Here is a 12111-nt window from a genome sequence, read left to right as displayed (position 1 = left end):
CTCACACTCCTAACGCGACTTCTTGCCGAAGACGCGGATGTATTCTGCCTCGCCACCACGAGCGAGCACTTCAGCCTGAGCCAGCCAGTTATCACGAGCGACCCGACCCTTGAGATTCAGGGCGTCTTCGACTTTTGCGACGTCCTCGCTTGTCAGAGCCGCCATTTGGCTCCACCGCGTGATGCCGATCTCATTCAGTCGACGCTCGAGTGCAGGGCCGATGCCAGTGATCAGCTTGAGATTGTCAGCTGGCCCCTCTGGAGCCGCAAACACGCTCTGCTCTCCCCCCCTCTCAGCAACCGGATTGACTTCGTTGGGATCGGCCGTTGCAACACCGGACTTGTCTGAAGACTGCGTACCCGCAGGCGCAGCGCCTTCAGCAGCTGGCTTGTCGGTTTCCTTGCCGACAGCGTCACCGCCGTCGAGCTTGCCTGCGGGGGACTCAGAACCCGTTGCACCTTCGCGCATCGCATTGTTGGGAGTGCCGTCAGCCTTCTCGTCAACGCGAGCACTTTCGCGCTCCTGCTCAGCCTTGGCCTGCGAGACCTTTGCCTCAGGCGGAGTGCCCTTGATGGCGGGAGCCGCTTCGGGCGTCATGTCCTTGGGCTTAGCAGCGCTGGTGGCGGGCTGCGGCGGATTGCCTGCAGGAGCAGCAGGAGCGGCTGCTGCTGGAGCAGCTGGAGCTTCCGGCGGCGCTGGCGGCACGAACTTCTCACGATGAGCGCTAGGCGTTTCCAGCAGGGTGGTCGGACCAGATGCCGCTGCGGAAGCGATACGCTCGATCTGCGGACCAGGCTTGACGCTGGCACCGTTCCCAGCCTGGAACGCGTCCAAAATTTCCTCGAAGCGCCTAGGCGTCAGGTCCTCATAGGTGTCGTGGAAGATCGCGACCATGGGTGCGTTAACGCAGGCACCCAGACACTCGACCTCTTCCCAGCTCATGGTCCCGTCGGCATTGAGATGATGGGCATCGTGATGGATCTTCGACTTGCAGACGTTGATCAGGTCCTCAGCGCCACGCAGCATGCACGGCGTCGTACCGCAGACCTGAATATGAGCACGGGTACCCACAGGCTGCAGCTGGAACTGCGTATAGAACGTGGCCACTTCCAGGACGCGGATATAGGCCATGCCCAGCATGTCGGCGATCGTCTCGATCGTGGCACGGCTGATCCAGCCGTCCTGATCCTGCGCGCGCATCAGCAGCGGAATCACAGCAGATTGCTGACGGCCGGCCGGATACAGCCCAATCGTCCACTCTGCCCACTTGGCATTGTCAGCATTAAAAGCGAAACTTGCCGGCTGGACCGACTCATCCGCAAGGCGACGCGCAACCATTAGCGATCAACCTCTCCGAAAACGATATCAAGCGAACCCAGGATGGCCGCAACGTCGGCCAGCATGTGCCCGCGGCACAGGAAGTCCATTGCCGACAGATGAGCGAACCCAGGCGGGCGAATTTTGCAGCGATAGGGACGGTTCGTCCCGTCGCTGACCAGATAGACCCCGAACTCGCCCTTGGGCGCCTCAACAGCCACATAGACTTCGCCAGCGGGCACCTTGAAGCCCTCGGTGTAGAGCTTGAAATGGTGGATCAGCGCCTCCATGGAGCGCTTCATCTCACCCCGCTTGGGCGGCACAACCTTGCCATCCAGCGCCGAAATAGGACCTTTGCCTTCCGGTGCATTCAGCTTTTCAATGCACTGCCGCATGATACGGGTGGACTGCCGCATCTCTTCCATGCGGACGAGGTAGCGATCATAGCAATCGCCATTCTTGCCGATCGGAATATCGAAATCCATCTCGGCGTAACAGTCATAGGGCTGGCTCTTGCGAAGATCCCAGGCTGCGCCGGAACTGCGGACGAGCACGCCGGAAAAGCCCATGTTCCAGGCATCCTCGAGCTTCACCACGCCGATATCGACGTTGCGCTGCTTGAAGATCGGGTTCTCGGTAAGCAGGCTATAGATGTCCTCAAGCGCCTTGGGGAAAGTCGAGCAGAAAGACTCGATGTCATCGATCAAGGCTTGCGGCAGGTCCTGGTGCACGCCACCAGGCCGGAAATAGGCGGCATGCATGCGCGAGCCCGATGCACGCTCATAAAAAATCATGAGCTGTTCGCGCTGTTCAAAGCCCCAGAGCGGCGGCGTAAGGGCGCCGATATCCATGGCCTGCGTGGTCACGTTCATCAGGTGCGCGAGCAAGCGGCTGATTTCGGAGAACAAGACACGGATAAGCTGCGCACGGCGCGGTACTTCAATGCCAAGCAGCTTCTCGATCGCCAATGCCCAGGCATGTTCCTGGTTCATCGGCGCCACATAGTCCAGCCGGTCGAAATATGGCAGGGCCTGCAGATAGGTCTTGGCTTCGATCAGCTTCTCGGTGCCGCGATGCAGCAGCCCGATATGCGGATCCACGCGCTCGACGAGCTCACCGTCCAGCTCCAGGATCAACCGCAGCACGCCGTGCGCAGACGGATGAACGGGACCGAAATTGATGGTGAAGTTGCGGACGTCGGTTTCAGCTACACTCATGACTTGGCCTTCTCGTCACCAGGCAGCACATAATCGGTGCCTTCCCATGGCGACAAATAATCAAACGAGCGCCATTCCTGCGCCAGCTTCACAGGCTCATAAACCACTCGCTTGCGCTCTTCGTCGTAGCGAACTTCCACAAAGCCGGTGAGTGGGAAGTCCTTGCGAAGCGGATGCCCGTCAAATCCATAGTCGGTGAGGATGCGGCGCAAATCTGGATGGCCGGAAAACAGAATCCCATAAAGATCGTAAGCTTCGCGCTCGAACCAATTGGCCCCGGCAAAAACCTCGGTGATGGAGGGAACAGGCGTTTCCTCATCCACAGACAGCTTCACGCGAATACGATGATTCAGGTGTGGGCTCAGGAAGTGATAAACCACCTCGAAACGCTCTTCACGCTCCGGGAAGTCGACCCCGCAAACGTCAAGGAACGCAATAAACCGGCACTGCGGATCATCGCGAAGGAAGGTCACCACGGGCACGATCGAGTCGCGCTGTACGGTGATCGTCAACTGGCCGAAAGCGATCTCGGCGCTGATGATAGCCTCACCCAACGCAGCGCTGATGTGCTCGCTCAAAGTCGCCAGCGGATCAAGCTGGATTACGTCATCCATTCTAGCCAATCCTAGCGTTCAATCGTGCCGGTACGGCGGATCTTCTTTTGCAGCAACAGAATGCCATAAAGAAGCGCCTCGGCTGTCGGAGGGCAGCCCGGAACATAAATGTCCACCGGCAGGATGCGATCACAACCACGCACCACCGAGTAGGAATAATGGTAGTAACCGCCGCCATTGGCGCAGCTGCCCATGGAGATGACATAGCGCGGCTCGGGCATCTGGTCGTAGACCTTGCGCAGAGCCGGCGCCATCTTGTTGGTCAGCGTACCCGCGACGATCAGCACGTCCGACTGGCGCGGGGAAGCGCGCGGCGCCGTCCCAAAGCGCTCGACGTCGTAGCGCGGCATGGACATCTGCATCATCTCAACGGCGCAGCAGGCAAGACCCGTCTGCATCCACATCAACGATCCGGTGCGGGCCCAGGTGATAAGCTGCTCGGCCGTGGAAAGCAGGAAACCCTTGTCTGCAAGCTCATCCGTCACTTCCGTGAAGAACGGATCATCGGCGCCAGCAGGCTTGTTGGTGCGCGGATCAATCAGGCCGCTTGGACGCGGTGCGACCAGCGTGCTGTTTTGTTCACTCAATCCCATTCGAGTGCCCCTTTCCGCCATTCATAGATAAAGCCAACAGTCAAAATGCCGAGGAAGATCATCATCGACCAGAAGCCGAACCAACCTACATCCCGGAACGCAACAGCCCAGGGGAAGAGGAACGCCACTTCAAGGTCGAAGATGATGAACAGAATCGACACCAGATAGAATCGGACGTCGAACTTCATTCGCGCATCATCGAACGCTTCAAAGCCAGCTTCAAAGGCAGACACCTTCTCAGGGTCTGGCCGCTTCACGGCAATAAGGAATGGGGCAACCAGAAGTGCCAGTCCGATAACGGCGGCAAGGCCGATAAATAGGACAATTGGCAGATAGTCGCTGAGCAAATCAGTCATGCGGCAGCCTGTGTTCTATGCCGGTCGGGCGACCGGACCGCGAGAGCAGCGCGAGCAATTGGGGCAAGCGAGCCAACGCGTAAAGTGATGGCTTGGGCTTAGACCTTTGCCTATCGCGTTTCAAGGGAAAGAAAACATGACCCGGAAGATCATGAATGCTGCAAACTGCGGCTGCCGAGCTTTGCTCAGCAGCGGGGGATTTGTGGCACAGAAAACCTTGAAAGCGACCGGTGAGGAAAGCGCCCGGGAGCGTGTAGCCCATATATAGAACGGCGGCTTAGTTTGCCTAGATCGCTCCGGCCACATCCAAATCACAGCTTCGTTGCCAGACATGCTCCTGCGAGGCGCGCCCTAAGCCGGCCTAAAAACCAAAACGGCGAACTGGAGGACCAGTTCGCCGAATTGGGTTTGCAAGTTAGGAGAGTAAGACGGCGAACCGCCCTACCCTTTGCAAAATTTAGAAGTGGTAGAACACACCAACGGTGGCCTGAGCGCCTTCAAAGAAGTCGTCGCCATCGTCAAAGGTGCCGAGACCGAGGATTTCGGCACGAACCGACACGGCGTCGGTAGCAGCGAATTCAACACCACCGCCGAGGGCGTAGATGCTGGCATCATCGTCGTCGTTGAACTGCACGCCAGCACCGGCAGCAGCGTAAACGAGGACCGAGTCGGTCACGACGGCACCAAGACGAGCGAGAGCCAGGAACTGGCCAGCGTCATCAAAGTCGTCGTTTTCGAACAGGTAGTTGCCCTGGATTTCTGCACCGAGCAGGATCGGGTCAGCAACCATGAAGTTCACGCCAACGGCACCGCCGAGCAGGAACTGCGCGTCGACGTCGTCGCCGAACTGGCCACCGAGGTTCACACCGGCATAGAGACCATCCCAGGAGAAACCAGCAGATTCGTAGATCGGCTGTGGGGTGGTCGGGATGATCAGGTCAGCAGCCTGAGCACCACCAACGAGCAGCGCGGCAGCAGCCACACCGAGAGAAAGCGAACGTACAAACATATCTTGCACTCCCATAGAGTTAACCGTAGTCGAAAGCCTAGATGCATCAACCCAACGCGGCTGACAAGGCTGTGGTGCCCTAAATTGGGCGATGCGGCTAACGCGGGGTGAGTAGTGTTGCATCCTTGCCGCGCATTTGGCTCATTTTGATACAAATGCGATGATCGATCACCACGTTTGTGTCTTGATCGCGGCCGCAAATCGGTAGTGCTGAGTCCATTTGCGGGCGAGCCGATCGAATCGTACAGCGCCGACAAGGCGGCGGATTCGCCGCGTTAATACATTGGTAACAAAGCGGAAATCTAGAAGTGGAAGTTCGCGCCGAAGGTGATCTGGTTGGATTCATTGCCCCCTTCAAGCGGAAATCCATGAAGGTATTCCGCCTCAAGCGAAATCTGCTCCGTTACCGCGAACTCAAGGCCACCGCCCACCAGGATCTCGCTCTCGTCCGGCACTCCCAGGTCGATCCCGTAGCCGCTGGCAGCATAGACCAGGACATTGTCATCCACGACCAAACCGGCTCGGGCAAGAATCTGTCCATGGCTCGTGCTGCCGATATCCGACTCGGCTGCTGGCAACCCAAGCACCGCCACTTCAGCGCCAACAAGCATGAAGTCGAACTGAGCGTTCACGCCGGCCTGAAGCCCGATGCCGGCTTGCGAGCCACTGACACTGCCGCTCCGAACGCCGCCGAACACGCCCGCATAAAAGCCACTCCAATCAAAGCTGTGCTCCTCATGAACGGGCACTTCCATGATCCCGCTTGTGGGCACACGGATCAGATCGGCAGCATGAACCCCGCCTGGTGCCAGAACCAGGGCTAACCCGATCAAACCACATGTCAGCGACTGTTTCATGCGCATCTTTCGAAGCCTGCTAGCTTAAGAACGGCGCCTGCCATAGGCCAGTTCCACCGGTAGACCCCAGATGATCGCACTGGAGCGTCAGCTGCAGCTAGAGTTGCCCGACCAAGACCGGCTCAGCGCGGAAATGATCCGGAAAGATTTTCTTGAGGGCTTCGATCTTGGGCAGGTCATGCAAAAAGATATAAGGCCAGGTCGGATTCCGCGTGAGGAAGTCCTGGTGGTACTGCTCGGCAGGATAAAACGCCTCAAAGGGTTCAATCGTCGTGACGATCGGCCCTTCATACAGCCCTGTGGCGTCCAGCTGGTCGATATAAGCCTGGGCAAACTCGGCCTGCTCGTCGTTTATCGCGAAAATGGTTGAGCGGTATTGCGTCCCATGATCCGGACCCTGGTAGTTCAACTGGGTCGGATTGTGGGCCACTGAGAAGTAGATCTGCATCAGCTCGCCATAGCTGACCACCGATGGATCATAGGTCACCTCGACCGTTTCGGCATGGCCCGATGTCCCGGTGCTGGAAAGCTCATAAGTGGCCGTTTCCGCCGAGCCCCCCGAGTACCCGGAAACAGCCATGGTTACGCCCTTGACGCGCTGGAACACGCCCTGCACGCCCCAAAAGCAGCCGCCAGCAAATACGGCCTTTGCACTTGGCCCAGTCTCCACCATCGTAACCGCTGGGGCCGGGATTACCACGGGAGCCTCTTGCGCGGCGCTGGACCGGCTGAACAGCGCAAGTGCCATCGCCGGCAGCAAGAGAAACGATGCGACAACCGGCCGCCAGGAAAATGAGCGAACGTGGACGTCTGCGCGTGACTGAGGCATGGTGCGAACCCTTGTTGAACCGACAGACCGGCGGTTCACTCTATATGATCCTTCCCCGCGGCCGGATCAGCATGCTCACGGCGAAATGACCGCGCTCAGGTGAGCACGACGTGCTGGGTCAATTCCTCGATAGTGGTCTCGGCCTTGGCAACATCGAAAACTTTGGTGCCATGGCTCATGATCACGAAACGGTCACACACCTGATAGGCATGATAAAGATTGTGCGTCACCAGCACACTCGACACACCTTCATCCTTGAGCTTGAGCACCTGCTGCAGCAGCGCCTCGGTTTCACGCACGGAGAGGGCTGATGTTGGCTCATCCAGCAACAACACACGACGCTTGAAAAACACTGCCCGGGCAATCGCCACCGCCTGCTTCTGTCCGCCCGAAAGATCGCCCACCAGCTTGTCCGGAGAATCGATGCCCGAAATGTGGACCGCACTTTCCAGCACCTGCATGGCGATCTCGCGCATGCGCTTGAGATCCAGAAAGCCGAAGCGGTCGGTGAGTTCACGGCCCAGGAATATGTTGCGCGAGATGGAGAGGCAATCCACCAGTGCCGTGTTCTGATAGATCGTCTCGATTCCAGCCTCGGCCGAGTCACGCCGGCAAGTGAAGTCGCAGCGCTTGCCATCCACAGAGATATAGCCTGAACTCGGCCGGTGTATGCCCGAGAGCATGTTGACGGTCGTGGATTTGCCCGCGCCATTGTCGCCAAGCAGGCCCACCACTTCGCTATGGCCGATTTCGAAGCTAAGGTCCGTCAGCGCTTTGAGCGGCCCGAACGTTTTGTTGATGTTGTGCAGCGCAAGCAGGCTCATATCGAGGCTCCCCGGCGGTCGAGGCCATGGTTAAAAATCGATGCAAGAACGATCAGCGTCGCAATGAACATGTCGAGGTAAAACCCTGGCGCACGCATCAGCAGCAGCACATCGGTGATGGTGAAGATCAGCATCACGCCCAAAAACACGCCTAGGATGGAACCGCGTCCGCCGCGTAGGGAAAGGCCGCCGATGACGCAGGCCGCAATGGCCTGCAGCTCCAGCCCAGCGCCCTGCCCCGGCTGCACGCTGCCGACTCGGGTGGTCGCCAGGATGCCAGCGAAGGCGGCCATGAAGCCGGCAATTGCAAAGGCTGCTAGCTTGATCCGGTTGGTGTTGACGCCGATGGCCGTTGCTGCCGAGCGATTGCCGCCCGTGGCGAACACATGGTTGCCAAAGCGATGCCTGTGCAACAAAGCCCAGAACACCAGGCAGAGCAGAATGAACCAAACGAAAGCAGCGTTGATCCCGAGAATCGTTCCGGAGAACATCTCGTTGAAGACTGGGTTGGGATCGAACCGGACCTGCACCGCGCCGTTGAACAACAGCACGGCTCCGCGCCAGAACAACAGGCCACCAAGCGTAACGATGAAGCTGGGCAGGTTGAAGCGTAGCGTCAGCGCTCCATTGAGCAGCCCAATAGCAGCGCCAATCATGAGCCCGATGGGCGCCGCGATGAATGCATCAATGCCATTGCCGACCAGTACGGCCATGACGACGGCCGTGAAGGTGTAGACCGACCCGATGGAAAGGTCGAACTCTCCGGCAATCATCAGGAGACCAGCCCCAAGCGCCAGGCATCCCAGCACAGGAACCGAGCGCATCATGATGCCCATGTTCTGGGGCGACAAATAGCGGAAGTCATCGGGAAACAGTAGGCCTGCGATAATGCAGGCGAGCTGCACGACAACAAAAACAAGAAGGATTGCGCCGGCCGGCATGGAAAGCAGCCCATGCACCAATTGGGCAGCCGAGCGCCTTGGCGCACCACTACGGTGATCCACTATGGCGGTCATGGTCAGATCCACTATTGGAGAAACAATGCCCCGACCTTGCGGCCAGGGCGGCTGTTGCTAGCGATAGGTGCCGATAAAAGGCTTCACCGCGCTGATGCGTGCCTGGTCGAGGAACGCACCCTGCCCTGTGTCCACATCCGTGGGTGTGAGCCCGTAGCGTGCGGCCATCGCGATCTGCGCGATGGGATAATAGCCCTGCAGATAGGGTTGCTGGTCCATGGTAGCGAACATCTTGCCGGTTTCCACCGCGTCGACAATCTCCACTGCAAGGTCAAAGCCGCCAAACGGAACGTCGACACCTGCGTCCGCGATCGCCCCCGCACCGACGGTTGACGTTACAGAACCTGTTCCAAAAACTGCCTTGATGTCTGGATTGGCGATCAGTGCTTGCGCCATGATGTTCTGCGCCTCAGCCGGGTCGAGCCCCGCACGCACCGTTTCTACCTTGATGCCGGCTTCGCTCATCGCCTTCTCGATGCCACCACCACGCGCTACGGCAAAGCTCGCCTCTGGGATTTCCCGGGGATTGAAGACGGTATCGCCTTCCTTGAGGCCGAACTGCTCGATCATCCGTTGGCCCAATTCGTAACCAGAAGCGAACTCATCCATACCGACATAGGAGTGGCGGCAATTGCCTTCGGCGCCTTCCAGATCATCATTGTTGAAGCCGACAACAGTGATCCCTGCTTCAACGGCGGCGCAGATGCTGTCGTCGAACGCATCGGAGCTCGAGATGGACACCGCTATCCCATCCACGCCTGTCGCCACCGCGCTCTCAATCAGATCGTTCTGCCGAACCGGATCATTGTTGGCGTATTGCACATCCAGATCGACATTGAAGGCCGCAGCCGCATCTTGTGCGCCTTTGACCACCGGATTGAAGAACTGCACGCTTGGATCAAGATAGATAATCATGGTCGCAGAGACCTTTTCCTGATCCTGCGCCATGACGGCCCCTGCCGAGACGAACAATGCGCAGCTCGCAAGCAAAGCCGCTTTCGAAATGTACCTATGCATGTAAACTCCTCCCTTTAATTAAAGCGGGCCTCCTCAGGTCCCGCTTTGAAATGTGCTTCCAACCAAAGATCGCCCCGCCGATCTCTGGTCCAGCTCCAGCCCTCCTCAGTGCTGGAACCAGGGCTCCCCCCGGCCAAGGGTCATGTGCAGACCTTTGAACTGGGAATATTCGTCAAAGCCATAGCGGCCCAGCTCACGGCCCGTGCCACTCTTTTTGTAGCCACCGATCGGCATTTCAGGCGTGCCGTCGATCACCGAATTGATCCAGCATCTGCCCGCACGCAGCTTGCGCGTGGTTTGGATGGCGGTCTCGAGGTCCCTGGACCAGACACTGGCCGACAGGCCGAAAGCCGTGCCATTGGCCAGAGCGACCGCCTCCTCGCGCGTATCGAACCCTATCGTGGCGAGCACCGGACCGAAGATTTCCTCCTGCGCAATCCGCATGTCGGGCCGGACCTTGTCGAACACTGTTGGCGCAAAGAAATTGCCCGAGCTTGCCGCCACCATGTCGCCGCCAAGCAGCAGTTCGGCACCTTCCTGCACGCCTGCCGACACATAGCTCGCAACCTTCTCGATATGCGGCCGCGACACCATGGCGCCGAAACGGGTTTGCTGTGCCAGCGGATCACCGAACGGCAGACGGCGGGAGAGCTCAAGCAGGCGCTCCAGCAATGCTGGGCGAATGGAATTCTCAACGATCAGGCGGCTACCTGAAATGCAGCATTGGCCGGCGTTATGATACACTCCGTAAGCAATGCCATCGGCTGCAGCTTCAAGATCGGCATCGGCAAAAACGATCTGGGGACCCTTGCCGCCCAGCTCCAGGCCAACGCGCTTGACGCCACCAGCGGCAATGCTCGCGAGCTGCGTGCCTACGCGGACAGAGCCGGTAAAGGCCAACACGTCGACGCGCGGGTCTTCCGCCAGGGGCTGGCCAGCCTCCGGTCCATAACCGGTTACCACGTTGAAGACACCAGCCGGCAGGCCTGCTTCCAGCGCAAGCTCAGCCAGCCTGATCGTCGTGCCGGACGTAAATTCACTGGGTTTCACAACAACAGTGCAGCCTGCACCTAGCGCCCACGGCACGCGTTCGGACACGATAATGAAGGGGAAGTTCCAGGGCGTGATGATGCCCACCACGCCCGCGGGCTCGCGCAGCACGATCCCCAGCCGATTGGCGCCAATTGCATTATGGGTATCGCCTTCCAAGCCCCGGCACTGGCCGGCGGCATAGGTCCACAAGTCGGCGCAATAGCCGATCTCGCCACGGGCCTGGTGCAGCGGCTTGCCCGTTTCCAGGCATTCAACAAGCGCCAGCTCCTCAACATGCTCCAGGATCTTGGCCGCCACGGCATGAAGAATGGTGGAGCGCTCGGCGCCACTCATCTGCGGCCAGCGGCCATCATCAAACGCGCGCCGTGCGGCGCCGATGGCCAGCGCCGCATCTGCCGTGCTGCCGGCGGGCCACTCGCCGACAATGCTGCCGCGATGCCCCGGGCTTTCCCGCTCGATCAGCTTGCCGGACAATGCATCTGCTGATTTCCCGTCAATAACCATCCGGTATGCGCGTTTACTCGCAAGCCGCGCATCACTAAGGTTCGGGGCAATGAAATTGTTCTGAAAGCTCGCGTGAATGCCCATCGTGTCGGCGGATTAGATCCACCCTCCCCTTAGTAGTGGACCCGTTTAAACGCGTCCGGTATGGAATTGTATGGTACCGTATGGATGGTGCCGATGCCTGTCAATGGCGAAGGCGAGATGTAGTATGACTTTGGACATGCAGGCGACGGACACTGCTGAAAGCGCTGCGGCTTCGATCGAGAAGGATCTGCGACGCGCGATCATCGATCTTGAACTTCTGCCCGGCTCGCGCCTATCCGAACAGGAGATTGCCACCCGCTTGGGGGTATCGCGCCAGCCTGTACGCGAAGCCCTGATCAGGCTGGCCAATTCCCGGCTGATCGAAATTCGCCCGCATCGCGGCACGGTAGTCGCCCGCATCTCGGCAAAGGAAATGACCGAGGCGTTGTTCGTGCGCCAATCTGTCGAGATTGCCGTTGTTGCCCGGGCCGCCCAGTCGTTTGATGCATGGCAGCGCAAGCGCATAGCGAGCCTGCTGGTGAAGCAGGAAGAAGCCGCTTCCCGGCTCGACCATCCCGGCTTTCGTGAGCACGATGAAGCCTTTCACATCGCCATCGCAACTGGCGCTGGCGTTGGCATCGCCTGGATTGCGATTGCCGACATGAAAACGCACATGGACCGTGTCTGCAACATGACACTGCAGAGCGAAGCCGATATGCAGCGTCGTGTTCGCGAGCACAAGGCGATCATGGAGGCGATCGACGCCCATGATGTGGAGGGCGCCAAGCAAGCCATGGCCCACCATCTGGGCAGCATCCTGGATGACCTCCCCGACCTTGAGTCGCAGCACTCCAGCCTCTTTATCTAGACCACGGACGGAG

At 59.1% G+C, this 12111-nt stretch carries 13 protein-coding genes; 1 reads left to right on the top strand and 12 read right to left on the bottom strand.

What is annotated here, in order from left to right; genetic code table 11:
• Positions 1–9: 9 nt before the first annotated feature.
• From nuoE to DDE77_RS09805, 12 genes are all read right to left on the bottom strand, one after another.
• On the bottom strand, positions 10–1338 hold the full coding sequence (nuoE, locus tag DDE77_RS09860; RefSeq protein ID WP_108397306.1) for an NADH-quinone oxidoreductase subunit NuoE: 1329 nt from the start codon (positions 1336–1338) through the stop codon (positions 10–12).
• Entirely contained in the window at positions 1338–2534 is a 1197-nt protein-coding gene (locus tag DDE77_RS09855; RefSeq protein ID WP_108397305.1) for an NADH-quinone oxidoreductase subunit D, read from the bottom strand. Before DDE77_RS09855 ends, nuoE begins: the two co-directional genes overlap by 1 nt.
• Positions 2531–3148, bottom strand: coding sequence for an NADH-quinone oxidoreductase subunit C (locus tag DDE77_RS09850; RefSeq protein ID WP_108397304.1), 618 nt, complete (start codon positions 3146–3148; stop codon positions 2531–2533). The genes DDE77_RS09855 and DDE77_RS09850 overlap by 4 nt, the downstream gene beginning before the upstream one ends.
• An 11-nt stretch (positions 3149–3159) precedes the next feature.
• Positions 3160–3741 carry a NuoB/complex I 20 kDa subunit family protein gene (locus DDE77_RS09845; protein ID WP_108397303.1) on the bottom strand — a complete coding sequence of 194 codons (582 nt, stop codon included), beginning with the start codon at positions 3739–3741 and terminating at the stop codon, positions 3160–3162.
• The gene (locus DDE77_RS09840; protein ID WP_108397302.1) at positions 3732–4097 is read right to left on the bottom strand and encodes an NADH-quinone oxidoreductase subunit A; all 366 of its coding nucleotides are present in this window, start codon (positions 4095–4097) and stop codon (positions 3732–3734) included. Before DDE77_RS09840 ends, DDE77_RS09845 begins: the two co-directional genes overlap by 10 nt.
• A 457-nt stretch (positions 4098–4554) precedes the next feature.
• Positions 4555–5106 carry an outer membrane protein gene (locus tag DDE77_RS09835; protein ID WP_157959758.1) on the bottom strand — a complete coding sequence of 184 codons (552 nt, stop codon included), beginning with the start codon at positions 5104–5106 and terminating at the stop codon, positions 4555–4557.
• A gap of 302 nt (positions 5107–5408) precedes the next feature.
• Positions 5409–5963, bottom strand: coding sequence for an outer membrane protein (locus DDE77_RS09830; RefSeq protein WP_157959757.1), 555 nt, complete (start codon positions 5961–5963; stop codon positions 5409–5411).
• Between the two features lie 97 nt (positions 5964–6060).
• Positions 6061–6792 carry a peptide-methionine (S)-S-oxide reductase MsrA gene (gene msrA, locus DDE77_RS09825; RefSeq protein ID WP_108397299.1) on the bottom strand — a complete coding sequence of 244 codons (732 nt, stop codon included), beginning with the start codon at positions 6790–6792 and terminating at the stop codon, positions 6061–6063.
• A 95-nt stretch (positions 6793–6887) separates the two neighbouring features.
• Positions 6888–7616: an ATP-binding cassette domain-containing protein gene (locus tag DDE77_RS09820; protein WP_108397298.1), complete on the bottom strand. Its 729-nt coding sequence runs from the start codon at positions 7614–7616 to the stop codon at positions 6888–6890.
• Positions 7613–8632: an ABC transporter permease gene (locus DDE77_RS09815; RefSeq protein WP_108397539.1), complete on the bottom strand. Its 1020-nt coding sequence runs from the start codon at positions 8630–8632 to the stop codon at positions 7613–7615. The genes DDE77_RS09820 and DDE77_RS09815 overlap by 4 nt, the downstream gene beginning before the upstream one ends.
• A 57-nt stretch (positions 8633–8689) precedes the next feature.
• The gene (locus tag DDE77_RS09810) at positions 8690–9649 is read right to left on the bottom strand and encodes a sugar ABC transporter substrate-binding protein (protein WP_108397297.1); all 960 of its coding nucleotides are present in this window, start codon (positions 9647–9649) and stop codon (positions 8690–8692) included.
• A gap of 105 nt (positions 9650–9754) precedes the next feature.
• The gene (locus tag DDE77_RS09805; protein WP_245895156.1) at positions 9755–11290 is read right to left on the bottom strand and encodes an aldehyde dehydrogenase family protein; all 1536 of its coding nucleotides are present in this window, start codon (positions 11288–11290) and stop codon (positions 9755–9757) included.
• Positions 11291–11414: 124 nt separating this feature from the next.
• Between DDE77_RS09805 and DDE77_RS09800 the strand changes: the two genes are divergently transcribed.
• Positions 11415–12098: a GntR family transcriptional regulator gene (locus DDE77_RS09800; protein ID WP_245895155.1), complete on the top strand. Its 684-nt coding sequence runs from the start codon at positions 11415–11417 to the stop codon at positions 12096–12098.
• Positions 12099–12111 lie beyond the last annotated feature (13 nt).

The sequence above is a fragment of the Devosia submarina genome (assembly GCF_003056345.1).
Classification (GTDB): Bacteria; Pseudomonadota; Alphaproteobacteria; order Rhizobiales; family Devosiaceae; genus Devosia; species Devosia submarina.
The sequence above is the reverse complement of the archived record's forward strand: the minus strand, read 5'-3'. Positions and strand labels throughout refer to the sequence as shown.